Source organism: Xanthomonas sp. LF06-19, assembly GCF_034105425.1.
GTDB lineage: Bacteria > Pseudomonadota > Gammaproteobacteria > Xanthomonadales > Xanthomonadaceae > Xanthomonas_A > Xanthomonas_A sontii.
The window spans coordinates 136581-161679 of sequence record NZ_JAXGGH010000008.1 but is presented as its reverse complement, the minus strand read 5'-3'; the positions used below and the strand labels follow the sequence as shown (position 1 = coordinate 161679).

Sequence of the window (25099 nt, the reverse complement as noted above, 5' to 3'; positions counted from 1 at the left end):
ATCCGCCGGAACGCGCGCTGCCGAAAAGGCGCTGCGCGCTCGTCGAGGGCCGGACCTGCATGTCCGTATAGTAGCGCGATGCCAAGCGCGGTCAGCGACAGGGAGGACGCACGCTCATGCCAGCGACAGTGAAGCCGCGCGCATCGGCGCCGCCGCCGGCGCTGCTGCCGTCGCGCTGGCGCAGCCTGCTGTTCTGGGCCAAGACCCGTGCGCTGCAACTGCGCCGCGCGCTGCACGATCTGCGCGACGGTCCGCGTCGGCATCGCCGCGACGCCGGCCTGGCGATCGCCGCCGGCACCTGTGCCGAATCCGTCACCCCGCTGTGGCCCGACAGCGAGGAGACTACGCCGCGGCTGGTGGCCGGCAAGATCCACAACCTGCGCCTGGCCGCGCGTGCGCTGCACGGCGTGGAGGTGCCGGCCGGGGCGACCTTCGGTTTCTGGCGCCAGCTCGGCCGCGCCACCCGCCGTCGCGGCTTCGTCGCCGGCCGCGAACTGCGCGAGGGCTGCCTGGTGCCGTCGATCGGCGGTGGCCTGTGCCAGGTGTCCAATGCGATCTACGACGCGGCGCTGCGGCAAGGCCTGGAGACTGTCGAGCGGCACCGCCACACCCAGGTGATTGCCGGCTCCCTGGCCGAGCGCGACCGCGACGCGGTGGTGTTCTGGAACTACGTGGACCTGCGCCTGCGCGCCGCCGCGCCGTGGCGGCTGGAGGTGTGGCTGGACGGCGAAGCGCTGCACGTGCGCATCCGTGGCGGTGCCGTGGCGCCGGCGGCGTTGCCGTTGCCGCCGCTGCAGCGACCCACCGCGCCGGCCGGTGTCGACGCCGCCAACGACTGCACCCGCTGCGGCCGCAGTGCCTGCCATCGCCATGTGCCAGCGGCGCCCGATGGGCTGCACCGCACCTGGCTGGTCGACGAGGACTGGCCGGAGTTCGCCACCGACCGCCGACGCCGGCAGCAACCCGGCGACCGCGTGCTGGCGCTGCCGCGGACCAGCGTCGCTGCCTTGCGCGCGGCGCTGCTGCGGCGCTGGTGGTTGTGGCGCGGCATGCCGTTGCCGCAGGCGCGCCAGCGCGCGCAGCGCATCCGCCTGCAGGCGCTGCGGCGGCGCCTGGGCGCGCGCGATGTCGACCTGGTGGTGCCGCAGAGCCTGTTGCCGGAGCTGTGGCTGGCCGGCGAGTTGCAGGGCCGGCGCTGGGACGTGTACATGACCGCCTTGCCGATGCACCTGTTGCAGGCGCGCCTGGACGTGGCCGCGCAGCGGCATCCGCACAGTCCCACGCTGTGCGATTTCCGCGCCGATCCGGCGCTGGTCGCCGCCGAGCGTGCGGCACTGGCGCAGGCGCGGCACTGGATCACGCCGCATCGCGAACTGCTGGCGCTGGCCGGTAGCCGCGGCCTCGCGCTGGAATGGCAACGGCCGGCGCTCCCGGCAGCCGCGCCGGAGCATGCGGCCATCACGGCGGACGCCGTACCGCGGGTACTGCTGGCGGCCTCGGCGCTGGCGCGCAAGGGCGCCTACGAACTGCGTGAGGCGGTGCGTGGCCTGCCGGTGTTGTTGCTGCTGCCGCCCGGTGCGCAGGAGACGCCGGACTTCTGGAACGGCATCGCGGTACAGCGGGTCGCGTCGATGGCCGAAGGCGTGCACGCTGCTTGCCTGGTGCTGCTGCCGGCGTGGATCGAACAACAGCCGCGCGGCCTGTTGCTGGCCATGGCGCTGGGCAAACCGGTGATCGCCACCGCCGCCTGCGGCCTGTCCGCGGACGCTGGCGCGTGGCGCTGCGTGGAGGCCGGCGACAGCGCTGCATTGCGCGCCCAATTGGTCGACGCACTGGGTCTGGTGGACTGAGCGAAACCTGTAGGCATTAGGGCCACCGTCTGCTTTTCCACGCCGATTGGATGCGCGTTCGTCTGGAGCAGCTTCAGAGCCGCCCTGCCTGGCGACACGCGCCACTGCCGCGTAGGGGCGGCTTCAGCCTACCGGTAATGCCCGTCGCGGCTGAAGCCGCCCCTAGGGAAGCGGATTGCGTGCGGTGCTGACGATTTGCAGCTTCATGCAAGGCCTGCGTATCGCTGGCTCGACGCGCTCTGGCGCTCCAGCGATGTACGTCATCGGTGCATTGAAGGACTTGCGTCGCGCACCGCGCGCCTATCTCAGTACAGATCCTGCGGATCCACATCCAGCGACCAGCGCACCCGCCGTGCCTGCGGCAGCGCGTGGATCGCCGGCACCGCCGCGTCCAGCAACGCGTGCAGCGCGCGCCGCGTGTTGGCCGACAGCAGCAACTGGGTGCGCTGGAAACCGGCGCGGCGCGGCATCGGCGCCGGCATCGGGCCGAAGCGCTGCACCTCGTCCTGCACCGGCAGCAGCGCGCGCACTGCGGCGAGGAAGGCGTTGGCGTGCTCGACCTGCTTGGCCTCGGCGCGCAGCAGCGCCAGGTGCGCGAACGGCGGGAAGCCGGCGGCCTCGCGTTGCTCCAGTTCCGCGGCGGCGAAGGCGTGGTAGCCGCCGTGCACCAGGGTCTGCAGCAGCGGATGCGCGGGGTGGTGGGTCTGCAGCCAGACCTCGCCCGGGCGCGCGGCGCGGCCGGCGCGCCCGGCGACCTGGATCAGCTGCTGCGCAAGCTTCTCGCTGGCGCGGAAATCGGCCGAGAACAGGCCTTCGTCGATGCCCACCACCACCACCCGGCTCAATTGCGGCAGGTCGTGGCCCTTGGCCAGGATCTGGGTGCCGACCAGGATGCCGGGCGCAGTGCCGAGCGTGGCCAACTGCGTCTCCAGCGCATCGCGGCGCTGGGTGGTGCTGCGGTCGATGCGCAGCACCGGCACGTCCGGGAATGCCTGCACCAGGCGCTCCTCCAGGCGTTCGGTGCCGATGCCCTGCGGCTGCAGGGCCAGGCTGCCGCAGTCCGGGCAGGCCAGCGGCGCCGGCTGGCGCGCGCCGCAGTGGTGGCATTGCAGGCGCCGGCCGCCGGCGTGCACGGTCATCGGTGTGGCGTGCAGTGGGGTGCTGCAGCGCTGGCACGGCGCGGTCCAGCCGCAGTCGTGGCACAGCAGCACCGGCGCATAGCCGCGGCGGTTCTTGAACACCAGCACCTGGCCGCCGTCGGCCAATGCCGTGCCGATCCCGGCCAGCACCTCCGGCGACAGCCCGTCCTGCAGCGGGCGCTTGCGCACGTCGAGCACGCGCACCGTCGGCGGTCTGGCGTCGCCGGCGCGGCGGGTCAGGCGCAGGTGTGCGTAGCGGCCGCCGGTGGCGTTGTGCAGGCTCTCCAGCGACGGCGTGGCGCTGCCCAGCAGCACCGGCACGTCCAGCGCCTTGCCGCGCACCAAAGCGAAATCGCGGGCGTGGTAGCGGATGCCGTCCTGCTGCTTGTAGCTGCCGTCGTGTTCCTCGTCGACCACGATCAATCCTGCCCGCGGCAGCGGCACGAATATCGCCGAGCGGGTGCCGACCACCACCCGCGCCTCGCCGCGCCAGGCGGCGGCCCAGACCCGGGCGCGTTCGTTGTCGTTGAGCCCCGAATGCAGCGCGTGCACCGGCACCCCCAGGCGGGCGCGGAAGCGGGCCAGGGTCTGCGGGGTCAGGCCGATCTCCGGCACCAGCACCAGCGCCTGGCGCCCGCGCGCCAGACAGGCGGCGATCGCCTGCAGGTAGACCTCGGTCTTGCCGCTGCCGGTCACACCGTCGAGCAGGAACGGGGCGAAGCCGGCGGCGGCGACCACCGCGTCGATGGCGGCCTGCTGTTCGGCATTGGGGGGCGGACCGGGTTGTGGCTGCGGCGCCGCGGCGCTGGCCGGCACCGCGATGCGCTCGGCGTGGCCGCGCTTGGCCAGCGCGCGCGCGGCGCTGCGCCAGTCGTCCATCGCCTGGTCCAGCCGGTCCTCGTCCATGGCGCCGTCCGCCAGCAGCGCGGCGAAGCGGTGCGGGCGGGTGCCGGCGCGGGCGCGGTGGCTGGCGCCAGCCTCGGTCAGGCGCCAGGCCCAGGCGTGGGTGTCGGGCAGCGGTTCGCCGCGACGCAACGGCACCGGCAGGGCGGTCGCCAGCACCTCGCCCAGCGGCGCGTGGCTGTAGCGCGCCAGCCAGCGCAGCGACTCGGCCAGTTCGCCGTGGAGCAGGGGCACCGGGTCCAGCCAGGCCAACGCCGCGCGCAGGCCGTCGGCGTCCTCGACCTGGCCGATCGCCGCGACCACTCCGCTCAGTTCGCGGTTGCCGAACGGCACCTGCACCCGGCGGCCGACGTCGCCGTCGGCGACCGTGCCCCCGGGCGGCGGCAGGTAGTCGAACACCTGCGGCAGCGGCACGGGCAGGGCGACGCGGAGCGTGGCGGCGGGGGAGGGCATCCGCCTAGTCTAGGGCGTGTCACCGATCCCCGAGTACGCCGCGTTGGGTCTGGCAGGCGCGCTGCCGGCGTTGCGGGCGCAGCGCCTGACTGGCCGTCAGGTCAAGCCGCGCGGCGTCGGCAGCGCGCCTGCCAGACCCAACCCGAAGGGCCGTGGTTGCGCGTGCCCGTGGCCGCGTCATCGCTCGGGCGTGGACGCACGTCCACTTCCTCGCTCTTCCTTGCCACAAGCACGCGCAACCGCGGCGCGGCATGCTCGGGGATCGGTGACACGCCCTAGCGGCCGTGGCAAGTGGGTTCCGGGGGGCGGGAGTTGCGCGCGATTGCTGCCCGCAAAGTGATAAACCGGTCGTAAATGGCCGCCGCGCTTGGGGAATCGAATTTATCCACATCTGCTGTGGATAAAGCTGTGCATGACGGGCATGCTCCACGCCGTGAAGACGGACTCACAAGCCTCTGCCACGAGTTGGACAAAAAAGCGCCAATCGCATTTATTCTTTTCGAAACAACAACTTGGCCGTGAAACACAGATGCAACATGGTTTCGCGGGGGCTTGACAAGACCTGTCGCAGGCCAATTTCCGGCGCTGTGCACAACCGGCCGTCGCGACGGCCGCGGGTGAGCCGATCGGGACGCCGCTGTCAAGCGCGCGGTGTGGCGGCTGCCTCGCTATCATCGCGCCGATGATGGAGTCCCGATGACCGCCACGTCCCCTTCCGACGGCGTGGCCGCACCGCCCGCCCTGGCCGCGTTCCTGCGCGGCATCGAACGCCGCGCCGCGGTCCTGGCCGACCTGCAGAGCGGCCGGCCCGAACGCGGCATGCCGGCCCTGGCGGCGGCGATGCGGGCCTTCCGCAGCCACGCCGCGGCGCTGCCGATGGCCGACTGGCCGCTGCGGTTCTGGAAGCTGCTCGCTGCGGTGCCCACCCTGCGCCAGGCCGATGCCGCCGACGGTGCCTGGCCGGCGCCGCTGGCGCATCTGCGCAGCCTGCAGCCGGCCGACCGCCTGGCGCTGTTGTTGCGCATCGTCGCCGGACTGGACGAGCCGCTGGCTGCGCAGGTGCTGCAGCTGACCACCGAGGACTACCAGCAGGCGCTGGCGCGGGCCTGTCCGCGCGACGCCGGCGGGCGTCCGGATGCGGCCGGCTGGCGCGCGCTGGCCGACGCGGCGCAACAGTGTCTGCGCGACCTGCCGCCGGCGCGGCTGCAGGCCCTGGCGCAACTGCGCGATGCGGCGATCGCCGGCAGCACGGCCTCGCCTGCGCCGGCCAAGGCGCCGGCCTCTGCCGCGGCCGCGGCGCGTCCACGCCGCCGCGCCGCGCGCTCGGCCCTGCGCACGCGCCTGGCCGGGGCGGTGATCGCGGTGGTGGTCCTGGCCCTGGTCGGGACGCTGTTCTGGGACCGCCTGCCCTGGCATCGGTCCCGTGCCGCGACCGCGGCCGGTGGCAGCGACGCGAGCCTGGCGCTGGGCGATACCGGCCCGGTGCAGGTGGAAGTGCTGCCGCCGGAGTCGGACACCGCCAGCGCGCCGCCGCTGCCGGCCGACCCGCCGGCGCCGCTGCCGGAGCCGGCGATCTACGACCTGGATTTCTATGCGTGGTACGCGGCCGGCGCGCCGCCGCCGCGGATCGAGCGCAGTGCTCCCAGCGCGGCCGACTTGGCGGAGGCCGCCGAAGCCCCGCCGGCTGCCACCGTTGCCCCGGCCGTCGCGCCCGCGGCGACCACGCCACCGGCGCTGACCCCGGCGCAACTGCGCGCGCGCCAGGCCGCCTGGGATGCGCTGCCGGCGGCGGCGCAGGCGCGGCTGCGTCAGGTCGCCACGGCCTTCGCCGGCCTGCCGATCGAGCAGCAGCACAGCCTGCATGCGCAGTTCGCCGAGATGGACGCCCTGGAGCGCCACGGCTGGTTGCTCGGCCCGGAACTGGGTGCCGAGTTCTGGGCGCTGCAGCCGCTGCTGGGCTACGTGCCGGAGGCGCAGCGGCAGGCACTGCTGGGCCTGTTGCGCGGCCTGCCGGCGGACCAGCGCGAGCATCTGGCGCTGCTGTCGCAACGTACCCCGCCGCAGGACCGTGCCGCCTTGCGCCGCGACCTGCTGGCGCAGGGCGCCGACAGCCGTGGTGCCTGGCTGAAGCAGCGCGCCGCGCGCTGAACTGCCCGCGGCGCCTGGCGTTCCGGGCACCCGGTCCCGAGCCCCGGGTCCGGGCTCCTCCTGCAGTCATCCGCCGCAGCGGGTAGAATGCCCGGCCTCCGCCACCCGGTGCCGGCGCTGTCTGCGCGGCCGCAGTCGGCGGGATCGCCAGAGTCTTGCAATGTTTTCGTCTTCCACCCCGGCCTCGGTCCGGGGCCGCGAACTGCGCACCACCGCGCAGCTCGCCCTGCCGCTGGTCCTGGGGCACGTCTCCACCGGCCTGATCAGCTTCGTCGACAACGTGATCGCCGGCCACCACGGCACCCGCACGTTGGCCTCGGTGACGGTCGGTACCGCGCTGCTGTGGCTGCCGATGATGATCCCGATCGGCACCCTGATCGCCCTGACCGCCTCGGTGTCGCAGCTCGACGGCGCCAAGCGCCATGCGCAGATCGGCCCGCTGTTCCGCCAGGCGCTGTGGCTGTCGCTGGGCCTGGGCCTGCTGATGTTCGCGTTCCTGAGCGTGATGCCGATGGCGCTGCCGCAACTGGGCATCGCCCCGGAGATCGTGCCCGGCGCGCGCGACTTCCTGCTTGCGATCCGTTGGGGCGTGCCGGCGCTGGTGCTGTACTTCTGCATGCGCTACCTCAGCGAAGGCATGCACTGGACCCTGCCGACCATGCTGCTCGGCTTCGGCGGCCTGCTGCTGCTGGCGCCGCTCGGCTATGCGCTGACCTTCGGCCTGTGGGGCCTGCGCGAGCACGGCGCCGGCGGCCTGGGCATGGCCTCGGCGATCATGATGTGGGCGCAGGCGTTGTGCTTCGCCATCTACCTGGCGCGGTCCAGGCGCTTTGCGCCGTTGCGCCTGTTCGCGCGGTTCGAGGCGCCGGACCTGCGCGCGATCGTCGGGCTGCTCAAGACCGGGTTGCCGATCGGCGTGACCATCCTGATGGAAGGCGGCCTGTTCATCGTCACCGCGCTGCTGATCGCGCGGCTCGGCGAGGTACCGGCGGCGGCGCACCAGATCGCGATCAACGTGGCGCAGCTGTGCTTCATGGTGCCGATGGGCGTGGCCGAGGCGACCACGGTGCGGGTCGGCCGCGCCGCCGGCGCGGGCGATGCGGTAGGCGTGCGCGGCGCGGCCTGGGCCGGCTATGCGATCGTGCTCGGCACCCAGGCGCTGTCGGCGCTGGTGCTGCTGGTCGGCCACGACGCCATCGTCGGCGTCTACACCAGCGACCTGGCGGTGGCGGCGCTGGCCTCCACGCTGCTGCTGTACGCGGCCACCTTCCAGTTCCCCGACGGCGTGCAGGTGCTGTCGGCCGGCGCGCTGCGCGGCCTCAAGGACACCCGCGTACCGATGTTGCTGGCCCTGTGCTCCTACTGGGGCCTGGGCATGCCGCTGGGCGCCGGCCTCGGCCTGTGGCTGGGCTGGGGACCGCAGGGCATGTGGATCGGCCTGATCCTGGGTCTGACCGCGGCCGCGGTGATGATGGGTGCGCGTTTCCGCTGGAGCAGCGCGCGGCTGCTGGCCGCGCCGGCGGCCCCCTGACTTCAGACGCATGTGCGGCGCCTGATGCAGCCGGTATGCTGCGCAGGCGCAAGACGCCTTCCTTTCGGAGCTTTCCATGAACCAACCCGTGCGTCGCAGCCCCGTCGCCAACTTCTTCGTCGGCCTGTGGGATGTGATGAACTTCACCCGCCGGTTGATCTTCAACCTGGTGTTCTTCGGTTTCCTGTTGCTGATCCTGCTGGCGATGGTGTTCGCCATGGCGCGCGGCGACGGCGGCAAGGCGCTGCGCGACCGCACCACGCTGCTGATCGCGCCGGAAGGCAAGCTGGTCGAGCAGTTCAGCGCCGACCCGGTCAGCCGCGCGCTGGCCAAGGCGATGAACGACAAGGGCGCGCAGGAGATCCAGTTGCGCGACCTGGTGCGCGCCATCGAGGCGGCCAAGACCGACCCGAAGATCGAGCGCGTGGCGCTGCGCCTGGACAAGCTGCAGCCCAGCGGCTTCGCCTCGATGCGCGAGGTGGAGAAGGCGCTGCAGGACCTGCGCAGCTCCGGCAAGCAGATCGTCGCCTACAGCGACAACCTGAATCAGTGGCAGTACCTGCTGGCCGCGCAGGCCAACGAGGTCTACCTGGACCCGATGGGCTCGATGACCCTGGAAGGCCTCGGCCGCTACCGCCAGTACTTCCGCGAGGGGCTGCAGGACAAGCTCGGCGTGGACGTGCACCTGTTCAAGGTCGGCGAATACAAGTCCGCCGCCGAGCCGTACGTGCTCGACGCGGCCTCGGCGGCGTCCAAGGAAGCCGACCTGTTCTGGATGAACGATGTGTGGCAGCGCTACGTGGCCGACATCGCCAAGGCGCGCAAGCTGGCGCCTGAGCAGATCAACGCCGGCATCGACACCATGCCCGAGGGCGTGGCCGCCGCCGGCGGCGACCTGGCCAAGTTCGCCCTGCAGCAGAAGCTGGTGGACGGCTTGAAGACCCGCGAGGACGTCGAGCAGCTGCTGGCCAAGCGCGGCGTGGCCGACGACGATGCCGACACCGGCTACCGCAACGTCGACCTGGACGGCTACCTGCAGCAGCTGGACCTGCGCCGTTCGCCGGTGGACTCGCGTCCGCAGGTGGCGGTGGTGGTCGCCGCGGGCGAGATCAGCGGCGGCGAACAGCCGGCCGGCCGCATCGGCGGCGAGTCGACCGCGGCGCTGCTGCGCCAGGCGCGCGACGACGACGCGGTCAAGGCGGTGGTGCTGCGCGTGGATTCGCCGGGCGGTGAAGTGTTCGCCTCCGAGCAGATCCGCCGCGAGGTGGTGGCGCTGAAGGCCGCCGGCAAGCCGGTGGTGGTGTCGATGGGCGACCTGGCCGCGTCCGGCGGCTACTGGATCAGCATGAACGCCGATCGCATCTACGCCGACCCGTCGACGATCACCGGCTCGATCGGCATCTTCGGCATGATCCCCAACATCACCCGCACCCTGGACAAGATCGGCGTGCATACCGACGGCGTGGGCACCACCCGTTTCGCCGGCGCGTTCGACATGACCCGGCCGATGGATCCGGCGGTGGGCCAGCTGATCCAGTCGGTGATCAACAAGGGCTATGCCGACTTCACCGGCAAGGTCGCGCAGGCGCGCGGCAAGTCGGTCGAGGCCATCGACCAGGTCGCGCGCGGCCGCGTGTGGAGCGGTGCGCAGGCCAAGGAGCGCGGGCTGGTGGACGCGTTCGGCGGCTTCAAGGACGCGGTGGCCGATGCCGCCGCGCGCGCCAAGCTGGGCGGCCCGGACAAGTACCGGGTGCGCTACGTCGAGAAGCCGGCCACGCCGTTCGCGCAGTTCGTCAGCGGGTTCGCCGGCAGCCGCCTGGGCGTGTGGATGCTGAGCGACTCGGCGCTGGGCCATGCCCTGCTGGCACGCAGCCTGCCGGAACTGGACACCCAGCTGCGCTTCGTCAAGGACGCGGCCGACACCCGTCCGGGCGCGCCGGTGAAGGCGCTGGCCTACTGCTTCTGCGGTCTGTAAGCCGGCCCTGCGCCGGCAGCGGCGCGCTCTTGCGAGCGCGTCGCCTGCTTCCTGCAACGCCGGCCCCCGTGGCCGGCGTTGTTCATTGCGCGGTCGCGGCGTCGAGCGCGGCGTTCTGCGCGGCCGCGGCGTGGTCGAGCGTGGCCTGGGTGTGCCTGGCGCGATCCAGCGGCTGGGCGATGGCGCTGCGCAATGCGCTGGCCTTCGGCGGTGGCGGCGCATCGGGCGGTTGCGGCGGCTCCGGCTTGCATGCGGCCAGCAATGCGAGCAGCGGCAATGCCAACGTCATCCTGCGCAGTGGTGCGGACATGGCGGCGACCTCCTCGAGGGTGGAGGTATCATCCTACGCCTCCCATGTGAGCAGACAGGCACGCGCATGCAGCACCGTTGGCGGCTGGACGGACAGACCGCGCTGATCACCGGCGCCAGCGCCGGCATCGGCCTGGCGATCGCGCGCGAACTGCTCGGACTCGGCGCCGACCTGCTGCTGGTGGCGCGCGACCTCGATGCGCTGGAAGCGGCGCGCGACGAGTTGCGCGAGGCCTTTCCCGAGCGCGAGATCCTGGCGCTGGCCGCCGACGTCGCCGACGACGAGGACCGCCGCGAGATCCTGGACTGGGTCGAGGACCATGCCGATGGCCTGCACCTGCTGATCAACAACGCCGGCGGCAACGTCAGCAAGGCCGCGGTGGACTACACCGAGGACGAATGGCGCGGCATCTTCGAGACCAACCTCTTCTCCGCGTTCGAACTGTCGCGCTACGCGCATCCGCTGCTGGCGCAGCACGCGGCCTCGGCGATCGTCAACGTCGGCAGCGTGTCCGGGCTGACCCACGTGCGCAGCGGCGCGCCCTACGGCATGACCAAGGCGGCGTTGCACCAGCTCACCCGCAACCTCGCCGCCGAATGGGCCGAGGACGGCATCCGGGTCAATGCGGTGGCGCCCTGGTACATCCGTACCCGCCGCACCTCCGGGCCGCTGTCGGACCCGGACTACTACGAGCAAGTGATCGAGCGCACGCCGATGCGCCGCATCGGCGAACCGGAGGAAGTGGCGGCGGCGGTCGGCTTCCTGTGCCTGCCGGCGGCCAGCTACATCACCGGCGAATGCATCGCGGTGGATGGGGGCTTTTTGCGTTATGGGTTCTAGCGGGTCAGCCCTTTGCATGGCGACTGCGCGGGCGCATGGCCGCAGCTGAAAGGCGCAGTGCAGTACGTCCTGGGTGATACGGCGTCGGGACTGAAGTCCCTCCCACAAAAACCGGGATTGGGGAATCGGGAATGGGGATTGGTAAAAAAGCTGTGCGCACACACCGCGGTGACCTGTTCCTTTGCCTGCCGGCGGCCAGCGACATCGCCGGCGAATGCATCGCGGTGGGCGGCGGTTTTTGCGTTACGGGTTCTAGCGGTTCAGCCCTTTGCATGGCGGCTATGCGCGCGCAGGACACCAGCTGAAAGCGCTGCGTGGTACGCCCGGGTGATACGGCGTCGGGACTGAAGTCCCTCCCACAAGAAGCTGTGCGCGCGCACCGCGGTGACCGGTTCCTTTGTCTGCCGGCGGCCAGCGACATGACCGGCGAATGCATCGTGGTGGATGGTGATTTTTGGCTGAGCGCTTTGTTTAGCGCTGCCGGCTGTGGTGCACGCGATCAACTGCGCGCAGCGGAATGCCTAGGAGCGGCTGGAGCCGCTCCTACGAAAACAGGCGCACAGCCACGCGCGCGCGCGATGGGTCACGGTGCACGGCGATCCGGCGCGCCACACTCGCTGGCCTCGAGCAGGTGCTGGCGGCGTTCGAACTCCGTGCGCAGTGCCTCGGCATGGTCGGGCACGGCGAAACGCCAGTGTGTCTCGGCCTCGGCCACATAGTTCTTCCAGGCATCGCATAGCTGCTCGGCGGGCAGCGGCTGGCACTGGTCGCGCAGCACTTCGCAGGCGCTGCCGCCGGCCTGGTTGGGGCCGCCATCCAGGTCCGTCGTGGGCAGCGGCACGCACCGCGGCGGCGGTTCGGCGACCTCTCCGATGTAGGACGCCTGCTCGCGGGTGCTGCAGGTGTACAGCGGCGGGGGCGGCAGCATTGGTGGCGGTGGCGGTGGCGGTGGCGGTGGCGCGGCGGCTGCGTCTGCCGCGGTTGGCGTGTCAGCAGACGCGGTGGTGGACGCGGCGGTCGTGGCGCGTGCGGGCGGCGGCGATGGCGCGGGCTGGGCGGCGATCGCGGCCGGCAGTGCGGCGCTGCTGACGCCCTGCATGATTTTCTTCTGCTGGCGCATGCCCTTGGGACAGGGCTGGTTCTGGATGGTCAGGTTGTCCTGCGCGTCGGTGCAGCGATAGAACACCACCGGTTCGGCGTGCGCGGCGCCGACACAGGTCAGCACCACGGCGAGGCAGAGTGCGCGCCGCATCAGCTGCCGCCGCAGTCGCGCGCCAGACGCGCATCGATGCCGCGCTGCTCGGTTTCCATTGCGCGGCGCTCGCTCTGCAGCGCGCTGTTGTAGCGACGGATCAGTTCCCAGCGGCGATCGCTCAGGCGTGCGCAGACTTCCTGCTCGGGCAGCGCGGTGCAGGTGTCGCGGATCATCGTGCTGCCGGCCGGCACGATCACGCCGGCGCCGGCGGACACCCCAGGCGGCGTTGGACCGGGCGGGCGCGGGCCGCCGGGCGGAGGCGGTCCCGGCGGGCCGGGCGAGCGACCATCGGGGCCGCGCCCGGATGGCCGTGCGTACGGGCCCTCTGCGTAGCCATAAGCCCACAGCGGCACCCAGCGCGGATTGCCGGCGTTGTCGTCGCTGGTGTAGCGCGCGCCTTCCGGAGTGACGCACTCGTACATGGGCTGCGCAGGCTGCACGGTGACGATGCGGAGTTCGCGCTGCGGCAGCGGCGCCGGCGAGGCCTGCGCGCGTGCCGGATCGGTGCTGATGGTGGTGGTCGGCCGCGGCGGCGGATCGCGCGGACGCTGCATGTCCAGCACCTGCTGCTGGCGCGCGTTTTCGCAGGGGGCGTTCTGCAGGCTGACCGCGCCGGAAGCGGCGATGCAGCGATAGATGCGCACCGACGCATTGCTGCTGTCGCTGCTGACCGTCTGCGTCTGTTGCGCCCAGCCGGCACCGATCCAGGGCGACAGGCTCAGCAGCAGCAATGGGCGGAGAAGGAGGCGCATGCGCGCATCTTGCGCGCCTTGGGCAGCCAGGGAAAGGGCGGGCCGGCGAGGATTCAGGCCGCGGTGGCGCCGGGTGGTGCGCAGTGGGGTCTCGTAGCGCATCGGGCAGGCCGCGGGTCGGTCAGCGCGCTTCCTGCGGCATTTCGCAGCTGCTGTAAGGTGCCGCCGGCCTCGGCCAGGGCGCGCTCGTGCAGTACTGGCGCGTTGATCTGTCGCTGCGAGGCTTCGCCCGACCCTCATCCGGCCCTTCCGGCTACCTTCTCCCAATGGGAGAAGGGAACAGCTAGCCCTCTCCCGTCGGGAGAGGGGTTGGGGTGAGGGTCCGGCGCGAAGCGACTCGTGTAGTTTGAGTGCACCAGGCTGCGCCCGCACCCTCATCCGGCCCTTCGGGCCACCTTCTCCCAATGGGAGAAGGGAAGCGCTAGCCCCTCTCCCCCCGGGAGAGGGGTTGGGGTGAGGGTACGGTGCGCGAAGCGCCCGCGTGGTTCCATCGCGCCATTGCCGCCAGACGCCGACGCGGCGGAAGACAGGCGTGCCGCGCTGAAGAGCAGCGCCTCAGGCGCGCAGGATCTCGCCGCTGGCGGCATCGCGGATCGGGGTGGGTTGGGCCAGGCCGCCGGTGTCGCCGTCGAGCAGGCCGTCGAGGTCGCCCAGCACCAGCGGATCCAGTTCGCTGCGCTGCCGTGCCGGCGGCTCGCCGCCGCGGTTGGCACTGGTCGAGACCAGGGCGCCGCCCCAGGCCCGGCACAGGGCGGCCACCAGCGGATGGGCACTGATCCGCACGGCGATGCCCTGGTGCGCGCCGGTGATCCAGGGCGGCGCATGCGCGGCGGCGGGCAGGATCCAGGTATGCGGTCCGGGCCAACTGGCCAGCACCGCGGCCAGCCGTTCCGGCGGCAGGGCCGACAGATCGAGCAACGGGCGCAACGGGTCCAGTTCGGCGGCGACCACGATCAGGCCCTTGTCCACGGGTCGCTGCTTGATCCGCAGCAGGCGGGTCACGGCGGTCTCGTCGTGCGGATCGCAGCCCAGGCCCCACACCGCTTCGGTGGGATAGGCGATCACGCCGCCCTTGCGCAGGACGGCGACGGCATGGCTCAGGGACAGGTCGTTCATGCGCGCATCATGCGGCACGTCGTCGTCTAAGGACAATGAGGGTCGGTTGGGCAGGACTCGGGATTTTCGCAAGTCTCCGGCCCGCCGCTTTTCTGTGGGAGGTGCTTCAGCCCCGACGCCTTACCGATAAAGCGTCGCGGGCTGAAGCCCCTCCCACAGGAAAATCGGGTTGTCGCGGATCTTCAGGCGCTGAGAGACGCCGTCGGTACCGCGAGAAGGCGGCTCGGCGCCCGCGCTCATACTATTCGAGGGGGTGCATCGGGCCGCCCTGGGCCATCCGCAGAGCGGCTCAGCCGCCCTTGGCCACGGTCTTCTTCGCCGCCTTCTTCACCGTTTTCTTGGCGGTTTTCTTCGCGGCCTTCTTGACCGCTTTCTTCGCCGCCGGCTTGGCCGGGGCGTCGGCCGCGGCCTTCTTCGCCGCGCTCTTCTTCGGCGCGGCTTCCTTCTTGGCGGCGGCCTTCTTGGCGCCGAAGCCCTTGCGCACCGGCTTGCCGGTTTCCTCCAGCAGCTTCTGCACTTCGTCCAGGCTCAGCGAGGCGGGCTCGCGATCCTTGGGGATCTTGCCGTTGAGCTTGCCGTCGCTGATGTACGGGCCGAAGCGGCCGTTGAGTACCTGGATGTCGCTGCCGGGAAATTCCTTGATGATGCGGTTGCGCGCGATCTCTTCCTTCTCCTCGATCAGGAACACCGCACGGGCCAGATCGATGGTGTAGGGATCGTCTTCCTTCTTCAGCGAGGCGTAGACGCTACCGCGCTTGGCGAACGGGCCGAAGCGGCCGATGCCGACGCTGACCTCCTCGCCCTGGTCCTGGCCGAGGCTGCGCGGCATCAGGAACAGCTCCAGCGCCTCCTCCAGGGTGATGGTGTGCATGCTCTGGCCGGGCCGCAGCGACGCGAATTTGGGCTTGTCCTCGGCGTCCTCGGCGGTGCTGCCGATCGCCGCGTACGGCCCGAAGCGGCCCAGGCGCACGCTCACCGGCTTGCCGGTCTTGGGGTCGGTGCCGAGCTCGCGCGCACCGCTGGCTTCGGCGCGGTCGACCGATTCCTTCTTGTCCTCGACCAGTTCCTTGAACGGCTCCCAGAAGCGCGACATCAGCGGGACCCACTCCTCCTCGCCGCGCGAGACCGCGTCCAGCTCGTCTTCGAGCTTGGCGGTGAAGTCGTAGTCCACGTACTGGGTGAAGTGGCTGGACAGGAACTTGGACACCGCGCGGCCGACGTCGGACGGGCGGAAGCTGCGGCCTTCCATCTCCACGTACTTGCGGAACAGCAGGGTCTGGATGATCGAGGCGTAGGTCGAGGGACGGCCGATGCCATACTCTTCCAGCGCCTTCACCAGCGCCGCTTCGGTGAAGCGCGGCGGCGGCTGGGTGAAGTGCTGCTCGGCCAGGATGCGTTCCAGCGGCACGCGGTCGCCAGGCTTCATCGCCGGCAGCTTGCGGCCTTCGTCCTCGTCCTCGGCGCTCTTGTTGTCCTTGCCTTCCTCGTACACGGCCAGGAAGCCGGGGACCACCACGGTGGTACCGCTGGCGCGGAACACGTGTTCGCTGCCGGCCGACAGGTCGACGCTGACGGTGTTGAGCGTGGCCGGAATCATCTGGCAGGCCACCGCACGCTTCCAGATCAGCTCGTACAGCTTGCGCTCGTCGTCGGTCAGGAAGCGGGCCACCTGCGACGGGGTACGCAGCGCCGAGGTCGGACGCACCGCTTCGTGCGCTTCCTGGGCGTTCTTGGACTTGGTCTGGTAGGTGTTGGGCTGGTCCGGCAGCGAGGCGATGCCGTAGTCGCGGGCGATCACGTCGCGGATCTCGGCCAGCGCGTCCTGCGACAGGTTGACCGAGTCGGTACGCATGTACGAGATCAGGCCGACCGTGCCTTCGTCGCCGATCGCCACGCCTTCGTACAGCTTCTGCGCCACCTGCATGGTCTTGCGGGTGGTGAAGCCGAGCTTGCGCGAGGCTTCCTGCTGCAGCGTGGAGGTGGTGAACGGCGGCGCCGGGCGGCGCTTGCGCTCCTTGCTGGCGACGTCGGTGACGTGCAGCGCGCCCTGCGCGGCCTGCTGGATGCGCAGGCGCGCAGATTCGGCGGTGTCGCCGTCGGTGATGGTGAACTGCTCGAACTTCTGCCCGTCGAGCTTGATCAGCTTGGCGTTGAAGTGCTGCGAAGGATGCGCGCAGTCGGCGGCGATGGACCAGTACTCGCGGGCGATGAAGGCTTCGATCTCCTCCTCGCGCTCGACGATCATGCGCAGCGCCGGCGACTGCACGCGGCCGGCGGACAGGCCGCGCTGCACCTTGCGCCACAGCACCGGCGACAGGTTGAAGCCGACCAGGTAGTCCAGCGCGCGGCGGGCCTGCTGCGCATCGACCAGGTCGCCGGCGATCTGCCGCGGCTGCGCCATCGCTTCCTTGATTGCGCGCGGGGTGATTTCGGTGAACACCACCCGGTGCAGCGGCTTGCCCTTGAGCAGCCCGCGCTCCTGCAGGATCTCGGCGATGTGCCAGCTGATCGCCTCGCCCTCGCGGTCCGGGTCGGTCGCCAGGTAGATGTCTTCGGCCGCCTTGGCCGCCTTGGCGATGGCCTCCACGTGCTTCTCGTTCTTGTCGATCAGCGCGTAGCGCATCGCGAAGCCGTCGTCCGGATCGACCGCGCCTTCCTTCGGGATCAGGTCGCGCACGTGCCCATACGAGGCCAGGACGTGGAAATCCTTGCCGAGGTATTTGTTGATCGTCTTGGCCTTGGCGGGCGATTCGACGATGAGCAGGTGCTTGGACATGGCGGGTCGGGCTTCGATGGGCGTGGGCGGACGCCCTGGGGGCGGTAGGGTGGCGCAATTGCTCCGGTTAGTGAAGCGTTGCGGTCTCGCAGAGAAGCCGACGCCCGGGATGGAACCCCCGGGCGTTCAGCTACGGCGCTTATTTATTAGTGGGCATGTCCGGCGCCCGCTGTCAAGCCGGCGCCCGCCGGCCGGGCAGGCGCGCGGGCGGCAGCGGGGTTCCCGGAGCCCGCCGGACTCAGTGCCAGCCGCCCTTGGCGGCCACGCCGATCGCCAGCACCACCACCAGCAGTGCCGCTGCCGACAACAGGCCGAACAGCGCCAGGATCACCACGGTGACCGTGCCCAGCTTGCGCTGCTGCCATTCCGGGTGGTCGGTGTAGGCCCACTTGTCCACCACCAGGGTGTCGCAGAGCATGTCGTGCAGGGCCTGCTTGCGCTCGGTGAAGGCCGCCATCAGCAGGCCGATGCCCAGGGTCAGGCTGCTCAGCATGAAGCCGAAGTAGCGGCCCACGCCGCGGGACACGGTGATGCGGCTGCCGTCGGTGCGCACCACCTTGATGCCGACCGCCATCTTGCCCAGCGTGGCCTGCTTGGTGGAGGCGTGGAACAGGCCGTAGTACAGCGCCGCGATCGCCATCGGCAGCAGGTACAGCAGGAGCAGCATGACGATGCCCGCGGCGGTGCTGAAGTCCGGCTGCTTGCCGAAGCCGGTGATCCCGAAGAAGCCCAGCATCACCACGAACTGGATCACGTTGGCGACGATGCCGACCAGGAACGCGTCGATCAGGTAGGCGGCCACGCGTTTCCAGAAACCGGCCTGCACCACCTCGCCGCCGCCGACCACCCGCGCGCCACCGTCGAGCACGGCGCTGGGCGCCGCGTAGGGCGACGCCGCCACGGCCGGCGCGGGCGCGGTCCAGGCGTCGGGGACGGTCGCGGCCGGGGGCGGAGGAGGAGTCTCTTGGTCAACCTCGATCGGGGCAATCGCCGGCGCCGGTGCCTGGGTCAGGCCGAGTTCGTCGACGAACTCGGCCAGGGTGCGCCATTCGCTCAGGCCCTCGCGCCAGACCAGGGTGGACAATCCGATCTCGCCGCGCTGGAAGCGCTGCTGCAGGTCGGCGGCCGCTAGCGGCCCATGGCGCTGCTGCGCTGCGTCGGCGTAGTACCACTCAGTCATTCTGTTCCCCGGGAGTTGCAGTCGAAAACGGTGCGCCGGTCAGCCGCCGCGGCAGTGGACCGGCAGGACGCGATCGTCCAGGTCGGAACTGCAGTTCCAGGCGGACGTGCGCTCATCGTAGTCCAGCCACAGCGCTTTGCCATCCAGGCGCTTGTGGTCGGGCAGGTGCAGGGTGGCTTCCAGGCCGCAGTGGCCGTTGTCGAAGCGGCCGACCCGCACCTGCGCGATGGTGTCGCCGGCATAGCTCTGCGGTGCGCCGAAGCCGGTGTCGCCGTTGACCGCGCAGCGGTGCTCCTGTGCATTGAAGGCGGCGATCTGGTCCTTCAGCGGCGCCAGGTGGTCGAGCGCCTGCGCGACCTTCGCGCGTGCCAGGTAGTCCTGGTAGGCGGGCAGGGCGATCGCCGCGGCGATGCCCAGGAACGCCACCAGCAGCACGCCGACGATGGTGCCGACGATGGCCATGATCGCGCAGCCGGACAGGCCGCTGCGCGGCGCGGCGGTGGCAGCGGGGGGCACGGGCGCGGCCGTCTGGAGCGGTGGCGGCAAGGGCGGCGGGGTGGGGGCGTCGGGCAGGCCCAGTTCGGCGGCGACCGCGTGCAGCGGCCGCCACTCCGGCAGGCCTTCGCGCCAGACCAGGGTCTCGCGCTGCAGGCGGCCGTCGTGCAGGCGTTCCAGCAGGGCGGACGCCGGCAACGGGCCGTGCCGCTCGCGCGCGGCATCGACGTAGTACCAGATCGCCAATGGGGAAGTGTCTTCGTGCATCCGTGCGCGACCGTCAGCGACTCAGTGAACCGGCTCCGGCTCGTCGACGAACATCTGCGTTTCCATCCACGCGTACGCCGCCTCGGCACCAGGCTGGTTGAACAGCACCATCAGCACCACCCACTTCAGGTCGTCCAGATCCAGTTCGTCCTGATCCAGGGCCATGGCCCGGTCCAGCACCAGCTCGCGCTGGTCGCTGTCGAGGATGCCGTGCTGCTCCAGGAACAGCAGGAAGCCACGGCATTCCACGTCGAGCTTGTCCAGTTCCGGACCGTGGTAGATGCGGATCGGGCCATCGATGCGCGGCTGCGCCACGGCCGGGCGCTGGTCGGCCAGGGCGTCGAGCCAGTCGAACGCCTTGCTGATCTCGGTGGGGCTGAAACCGGCCTGGATCAGGCCATTCTGGAGGGAGTCGCGATCACGGACCGGATCCGCGTCTTCGCTGAAATAGTGTTCGAACAGGTACAGCAGGACATCCAGAATGCTCTCTTTCATTGCCCCTCGGCCTGCGTCGCGAGACGCTGTGGAGGTGAAGAAACTAGGGTTTGCGGGTGTAACGACCGCGTTCGACCGCCACGTAGCCATCCAGTTCCATGGCCAGCAGCATGGAGGACGCCGCCGCGGCCGTCAATCCGCTGCGTGCGATCACTGAATCCATACAGATGGGGTCGTGGCCCAGCGCCTGCCACAAGCGCTGGTAGTCGCGGTGGGGGAAGGCCGGTGTGGCCGCGCGCGCGGTGCTGGCTCCCTGTGTGGGGGCGTTCAGGCGCCCGCGCAAGGCGTCGGCCAGTTCGGCGGCCAGGGGCGCGACCCCGGCCAGCACCTCCTCGGCGCTTTCCACCAGCCCGGCGCCGTCGCGGATCAGCCGATGGCAGCCGCGCGCCAGCGGATTGTGGATCGAGCCGGGCAGGGCGAAGACCTCGCGCCCGGCCTCGGCGGCCAGCCGCGCGGTGATCAGCGCGCCGGAGCGGGTGGCCGCCTCGATCACCAGGGTCGCCAGGCTCAGTCCGGCGATGATCCGGTTGCGCGCCGGGAAGTGCCCCGCCCGCGCCGGCGTGCCGGGCGGGTGCTCGCTGACCACCGCGCCGCGTTCGGCGATCTGGCGGCGCAGGGCGGCGTGCTGGCGCGGGTAGGCCAGGTCGGGGCCGGTGCCGACCACCGCCACGGTCAGCCCGTCCGCGCGCGACAGTGCGGCCCGGTGCGCGGCGGCATCCACGCCGCTGGCCATGCCGCTGGTCACCGCAAAGCCGGCCGTGGCCAGGGCCAGGGCGAAGCCGTAGGCGTTGTCGCGGCCGCCGGCGCTGGGGGCGCGGCTGCCGACCACGGCCACGGCCGGGTGCCACAGCACCGTGGGATCGCCGTCCACGTACAGCGCCAGTGGCGGATTGGGCGTGCGCCGCAACAGGGCCGGGTAGTCGGCATCGTGGCAGCCCAGCAGGTGCCGACCTGGTTGCGCCAGCCAGTGCTCGGCGGTGTCCAGCGCGGCGCGGTCGGGCCGCTGCAACGCGGCGATCTGCGCCGCATCCAGGCCGGCGGCCTGCCAGCCGGCGGGACCGGCGGCCAGCGCCGCGGCCGGGCTGCCGTGTTGCTCCAGCAGCAGCCGGCGTGGGGCGCTGGCGCCGCCGGCCAGCGACAGGCGCAGCAGGGCCGGGTCGGCGGGTGTGTGGGTAGGGGCGATGACCGGACTGGACATGCGCCCAGCCTAGGCCGCAGACGCAGACGGCGCCCTCGGGCGCCGTCTGCAATCGCTGTAGGGGGAGTCCCCAGCCGCGGGTCAGCGCGCGTCCGGGTGCTTGACGTCGTAGCCGATCCGGGTCGGCTTGATGCCGTCCATCACCAGCGCGTAGCTGACCTTGTCGAAGGTGCGGAACACCATCGCGTGCGCGGCGTACTCGTCCGGCAGCGCCACGGTACCGCTGCCGCCGGTGAAGCCGTCGTCGGCGCGGGAGGTGTTGGGGTGGCGCACGCGGTCGTTGACCCGGGTGCCGTGGCGCCACAGCGACACCACGGTGCCGTTGTCGATGCCTTCGCGGCGGCCGCCGGAAATGGCGATCACGTCGCGCGGGCCGGCCGCGCTGAACGCGTCGGCCACCGCCAGCACCCGCAGGCCGGCGGCCATCGCCTGCTCGGACGGCGGATGCGGCACGAACTGCAGGTCGTAGGGCTGCGCCTCGACCGGAATCAGGCGGTCGCCGGCGCGCACTTCGCGGGCGTTGTCCTGCAGCAGCAGGCCGGTGGCCTGGCGGCCGTCGGCGGACACGCGGGCGACGGTGCCGATGTTGACCTGGGCCAGTTCGTAGCCGAGGGTCTCGCGGCGCTTGTCCGGCGGCACGAAGGTCTGCCACAGGTTGCCGCTGCCGGGGATGCTGCGGCCTTCGGCGTCGAGGTCGTCGCTGAGCTTGGGCAGCAGGTAGCGCACGGTCGGGCGGACCACGGCGTAGCGCTGGCCGGCCTGGGCCTGGCCGAGGCCGACCGCGTAGACCAGTTGCCCGTCGGTGGCGCGCAGCCGGTTGTCTTCGGTGCCGACCACGTAGGGCAGGTTGTCGATGCGATCGACCACGCGCAGGTTCTTCAGGAACGGCTCCACCTGCGCCAGCGGGATCGCGTCGATCGGCGCGTCCTGGCGCGGGCCCGGCTTGACCTCGGCATGCGCCACCCGGTCCAGGTAGGCCAGGCTGAGCACGTCGCCGGGGTAGATCAGGTGCGGGTTGTGCACCTGCGGATTGGCCTGCCAGATTTCCGGCCACAGCCAGGGCTTGCCGAGGAAGCGCCCGGCGATATCCCACAGCGTATCGCCCTTGCGCACCACGTAGGTGTCGGGGTGTTCGGCGGCCATGCTGGCGGAAGCAGCGTAGGTCGCCACGGTGAGCATCGCCACGGCGACGACCGTACGGAGTCGATTGAACATGAGCGCGAAGCCTGATTCCCCAACAGGTTCGCGCACTATAGTGCAGAACCCTGGTGCGGGCGCAAGCGGCGGGCGCAGAAACGGGTAGAATCCGCAGGTCTTGCCGAATCGTCCGGCGCCCCCATCTTGGGTACCGCTATGGCCCTGCTCCCCATTCTCGAATTCCCCGATCCGCGCCTGCGTACCAAGGCGGTGCCGGTCGACGCCGCCGAGGTCACCTCCGCGGCCTTCCAACGCCTGCTCGACGACATGTTCGAGACCATGTACGACGCGCCCGGCATCGGCCTGGCCGCCAGCCAGGTCGACGTGCACAGGCGCTTCATGGTCATCGACGTCAGCGAGGAGAAGAACGCCCCGCAGGTGTTCATCAACCCGCAGATCGTGCAGCGCGACGGCGAACAGGTGTACCAGGAAGGCTGCCTGTCGGTTCCCGGCATCTACGCCGACGTGACCCGCGCCGACGCCATCACCGTGCGCTACCTGGACCGCCAGGGCCAGCCACAGGAACTGAGCACCGACGGCCTGCTGGCGGTGTGCGTGCAGCACGAGATGGACCACCTCGACGGCAAGCTGTTCGTCGACTACCTGTCCCCGCTCAAGCGCGAAATGGTGCGCAAGAAGCTGGCCAAGGCGCGCAAGCACGTGGCGTGAGGCCGGGAACCGGGAATGGAGACACGGGAATCGTAAGCGCGGTGCCCGTGCCATTTCCGCGTCCGCGCGCTTTTCCCATTTCCCATTCCCCATTCCCGGTTCCCAGCCTCCATGAAACTCGTCTTCGCCGGTACGCCGGACTTCGCCGTGCCGTCGTTGCGCGCGGCTGCGCAGCGCCATGAAGTGGTCGCGGTCTACACCCAGCCAGACAGGCCTGCCGGGCGCGGCCGCGGGCTGACCCCGTCGCCGGTCAAGCTGGAAGCGGTGGCGCGCGGCATCCCGGTGTTGCAGCCGCAGACGCTGCGCGCGCCGGAAACCCTGCAGGCGCTGCGCGCGCTGCAGCCGGACCTGATCGTGGTGGTGGCCTACGGGCTGATCCTGCCCAAGGCGGTGCTGGCGATCCCGACCCATGGCTGCTGGAACGTGCATGCCTCGCTGCTGCCGCGTTGGCGCGGCGCCGCGCCGATCCAGCGCGCGATCGAGGCCGGCGACAGCGAGACCGGGGTGTGCCTGATGCAGATGGAAGCGGGTCTGGATACCGGCCCGGTGCTGTTGTCGCAGCGGACCCCGATCGGTGCCGACGAGACCGGCGGGCAGTTGCACGACCGCCTGGCCGCGCTCGGCGCGCAGGTGCTGGCCGACGGCCTGGGCCTGCTGCGCGCCGGCCTGCGTCCGGTGGCCCAGCCGCAGCCGGAGGCCGGCGTCACCTACGCGCACAAGCTGGACAAGGCGCAGGCGCGGCTGGACTGGCAGCAGCCGGCGGCGCAACTGGCGCGGCAGGTGCGCGCCTTCGATCCGTGGCCGGTCGCCGAGGCGGTGCTGGCCGGCGAGCGGGTGCGGGTGCACGGCGCGATCGCGCTGGACCTGGCCCACGGGCAGCAGCCGGGCACGGTGCTGACCGCGTCCAGGCAGGGCATCGACATCGCCTGCGGCCAGGGCGCGTTGCGCCTGCGCGTGCTGCAGCGCGACGGCGGCAAGGCGATCACCGCCGCCGACTACCTCAACGCACGGCGCGACCTGCCGGTCCTGGCCTGAGGCGTCGACCATGCCTGCGTACGCCGCGTTGGGCCTGGCAGGCGCGGCTGTGGCCGCCTCCGCGCTGCGGCGCGGGCCGGCGTCCACTGCGTCGCGCACCCCCATCATCCGCACGCGCAACCACGACACGGCATGCGCGCTAAAGCCTGACACCTCCCGGAGCGCCCGCCGATGACCGCGACGCCCGCCGCTGCGTGGCCGCCGGGCGTGGCCCCGCGGGTGCTTGCCGCCCGCGTGCTGACCGCGGTGATCGACCGCGGCCGCTCGCTCAAGGCCGAACTGGCCGCCGCGTTGCCGACGCTGCCGGATCCGCGCGACCGCGCGCTGGTGGAAGCGATCTGCTTCGCCGTGCTGCGCCGCCGCCCGGCCTACGAAGCGGCGCTGCGCATGTGGCTGCAGAAGCAACTGCCGCAGCGCGACGCCGAACTGCGCGGCCTGCTGCTGGCCGGCTTCGCCCAGCTCGATGCGCTGGGCCTGGCGCCGCACGCGGCGCTGTCGGCGACGGTGGAGGCGACGCGCGCGCTGGATCGGCCGCGCCAGGCCGGGCTGGTCAACGCGCTGCTGCGGCGCGCGCTGCGCGACGGGCTGCCGGCGGTGGCCGCCGACGCGGGCTGGCCGCTGTGGCTGCGCGACGCGCTGCGCGCCGACTGGCCGCAGCAGGCCGAGGCGATCTTCGCCGCCAGCCAGCAGCCGGCGCCGCTGTGGCTGCGGGTCAACCGCCAGCGCGGTACCCGCGACGCCTATCTGCAGGAGCTGGCCGCGGCCGGCATCGCCGCGCAGGCCTCGCCGCTGCTGGCCGATGCGATCCGCCTGGAGACGCCGCTGGCGGTGGGCGCCCTGCCGGGCTTCGCCGACGGGCGCGTGTCGGTGCAGGACGGCGCGGCGCAACAGGTCGCCGACGTGCTGGCGCCGACGCCCGGTGCGCGCGTGCTCGACGCCTGCGCGGCGCCCGGCGGCAAATCCGCGCACCTGCTCGAACGCGATCCCAGTCTGCGCCTGACCGCGCTGGACGTGGATGCGCGGCGCCTGGCGCGGGTCGGCGAGACCTTCGCGCGCACCGGCGCCGGTGCGCAGGCGCAGCTGCAGGTCGCCGACGCGGCGCAGCCGCAGGACTGGTGGGACGGCGTGCCGTTCGACGCGGTGCTGCTCGACGCGCCGTGTTCGGCCACCGGCATCGTGCGCCGCCAGCCGGACGTGCTGCTGCATCGCCGCCGCGAGGACGTGATCGCGCTGCAGGCGCTGCAGGTGCGCCTGCTCGACGCCGCCTGGCAGGTGCTGCGGCCGGGCGGGGTGCTGGTCTACGCGACCTGCTCGCTGCTGCAGGACGAGAACGCGCGGCAGGTGCAGGCGTTGCTGGCGCGGCAACCGGGCGCGGCACTGGAGGATCCGGGCGCGGCCTGCGGGCATGCTTCCGGCGGCGGCCGCCAGCGCTTCCCAGGCGAGCAGGACTGCGACGGTTTCTACTACGCAAGGTTCCGCAAGACGGCATGAACCGGCCCCGGTATCATCGCGTCC

19 protein-coding genes are annotated in these 25099 nt (G+C 71.6%); 8 read left to right on the top strand and 11 right to left on the bottom strand.

The window, feature by feature from the left end:
• The first annotated feature begins 116 nt into the window (after positions 1-116).
• Positions 117-1850 (top strand): VanW family protein, encoded by a 1734-nt coding sequence (locus tag SLW55_RS16405; RefSeq protein WP_320745408.1) that lies wholly within the window; start codon positions 117-119, stop codon positions 1848-1850.
• Between the two features lie 305 nt (positions 1851-2155).
• Here the strand turns inward: SLW55_RS16405 and SLW55_RS16400 are convergent, their stop codons facing one another.
• On the bottom strand, positions 2156-4345 hold the full coding sequence (locus SLW55_RS16400; RefSeq protein WP_267100259.1) for a primosomal protein N': 2190 nt from the start codon (positions 4343-4345) through the stop codon (positions 2156-2158).
• Between the two features lie 696 nt (positions 4346-5041).
• On the opposite strand from SLW55_RS16400, the gene SLW55_RS16395 reads away from it, so the two are divergent.
• The 3 genes from SLW55_RS16395 to sppA all read left to right on the top strand — a co-directional run bounded on the left by SLW55_RS16395 (position 5042) and on the right by sppA (position 9999).
• Entirely contained in the window at positions 5042-6493 is a 1452-nt protein-coding gene (locus SLW55_RS16395; protein ID WP_267100260.1) for a hypothetical protein, read from the top strand.
• A gap of 160 nt (positions 6494-6653) precedes the next feature.
• On the top strand, positions 6654-8024 hold the full coding sequence (locus tag SLW55_RS16390; protein ID WP_017911990.1) for an MATE family efflux transporter: 1371 nt from the start codon (positions 6654-6656) through the stop codon (positions 8022-8024).
• Between the two features lie 76 nt (positions 8025-8100).
• Positions 8101-9999, top strand: a complete 1899-nt coding sequence (gene sppA, locus SLW55_RS16385; RefSeq protein ID WP_017911991.1) for a signal peptide peptidase SppA — start codon at positions 8101-8103, stop codon at positions 9997-9999.
• Positions 10000-10081: 82 nt separating this feature from the next.
• Here sppA and SLW55_RS16380 read toward each other — a convergent pair whose 3' ends face one another.
• Positions 10082-10288, bottom strand: a complete 207-nt coding sequence (locus SLW55_RS16380; protein ID WP_320745472.1) for a hypothetical protein — start codon at positions 10286-10288, stop codon at positions 10082-10084.
• 87 nt (positions 10289-10375) lie between these two features.
• On the opposite strand from SLW55_RS16380, the gene SLW55_RS16375 reads away from it, so the two are divergent.
• Positions 10376-11149: an SDR family oxidoreductase gene (locus SLW55_RS16375; RefSeq protein ID WP_150410895.1), complete on the top strand. Its 774-nt coding sequence runs from the start codon at positions 10376-10378 to the stop codon at positions 11147-11149.
• Positions 11150-11732: 583 nt separating this feature from the next.
• Here the strand turns inward: SLW55_RS16375 and SLW55_RS16370 are convergent.
• From SLW55_RS16370 to SLW55_RS16330, 9 genes are all read right to left on the bottom strand, one after another.
• Positions 11733-12401, bottom strand: a complete 669-nt coding sequence (locus SLW55_RS16370) for a DUF4124 domain-containing protein (RefSeq protein ID WP_320745407.1) — start codon at positions 12399-12401, stop codon at positions 11733-11735.
• Positions 12401-13156, bottom strand: coding sequence for a DUF4124 domain-containing protein (locus SLW55_RS16365; RefSeq protein WP_320745406.1), 756 nt, complete (start codon positions 13154-13156; stop codon positions 12401-12403). Before SLW55_RS16365 ends, SLW55_RS16370 begins: the two co-directional genes overlap by 1 nt.
• Positions 13157-13711: 555 nt before the next feature.
• On the bottom strand, positions 13712-14272 hold the full coding sequence (locus SLW55_RS16360) for a Sua5/YciO/YrdC/YwlC family protein (protein ID WP_267100263.1): 561 nt from the start codon (positions 14270-14272) through the stop codon (positions 13712-13714).
• Positions 14273-14561: 289 nt separating this feature from the next.
• Positions 14562-17048, bottom strand: a complete 2487-nt coding sequence (locus SLW55_RS16355) for a DNA topoisomerase I (protein WP_017913294.1) — start codon at positions 17046-17048, stop codon at positions 14562-14564.
• Between the two features lie 238 nt (positions 17049-17286).
• Positions 17287-18228 (bottom strand): RDD family protein, encoded by a 942-nt coding sequence (locus SLW55_RS16350; RefSeq protein WP_267097877.1) that lies wholly within the window; start codon positions 18226-18228, stop codon positions 17287-17289.
• 39 nt (positions 18229-18267) lie between these two features.
• Positions 18268-18969 carry a pilin gene (locus SLW55_RS16345; RefSeq protein ID WP_173003432.1) on the bottom strand — a complete coding sequence of 234 codons (702 nt, stop codon included), beginning with the start codon at positions 18967-18969 and terminating at the stop codon, positions 18268-18270.
• 42 nt (positions 18970-19011) lie between these two features.
• Positions 19012-19485 carry a DUF494 family protein gene (locus tag SLW55_RS16340; protein ID WP_010340686.1) on the bottom strand — a complete coding sequence of 158 codons (474 nt, stop codon included), beginning with the start codon at positions 19483-19485 and terminating at the stop codon, positions 19012-19014.
• Positions 19486-19528: 43 nt separating this feature from the next.
• Positions 19529-20683: a DNA-processing protein DprA gene (dprA, locus tag SLW55_RS16335; protein WP_320745404.1), complete on the bottom strand. Its 1155-nt coding sequence runs from the start codon at positions 20681-20683 to the stop codon at positions 19529-19531.
• Between the two features lie 81 nt (positions 20684-20764).
• Entirely contained in the window at positions 20765-21898 is a 1134-nt protein-coding gene (locus tag SLW55_RS16330) for a LysM peptidoglycan-binding domain-containing protein (RefSeq protein ID WP_017912905.1), read from the bottom strand.
• A gap of 138 nt (positions 21899-22036) precedes the next feature.
• Here SLW55_RS16330 and def point away from each other — a divergent pair, with 138 nt between their 5' ends.
• The 3 genes from def to rsmB all read left to right on the top strand — a co-directional run bounded on the left by def (position 22037) and on the right by rsmB (position 25075).
• On the top strand, positions 22037-22549 hold the full coding sequence (gene def / locus SLW55_RS16325) for a peptide deformylase (protein ID WP_295920419.1): 513 nt from the start codon (positions 22037-22039) through the stop codon (positions 22547-22549).
• 111 nt (positions 22550-22660) lie between these two features.
• Positions 22661-23584 carry a methionyl-tRNA formyltransferase gene (gene fmt, locus SLW55_RS16320; protein WP_267092858.1) on the top strand — a complete coding sequence of 308 codons (924 nt, stop codon included), beginning with the start codon at positions 22661-22663 and terminating at the stop codon, positions 23582-23584.
• Between the two features lie 171 nt (positions 23585-23755).
• Positions 23756-25075 carry a 16S rRNA (cytosine(967)-C(5))-methyltransferase RsmB gene (gene rsmB / locus SLW55_RS16315; protein WP_267112398.1) on the top strand — a complete coding sequence of 440 codons (1320 nt, stop codon included), beginning with the start codon at positions 23756-23758 and terminating at the stop codon, positions 25073-25075.
• Positions 25076-25099 lie beyond the last annotated feature (24 nt).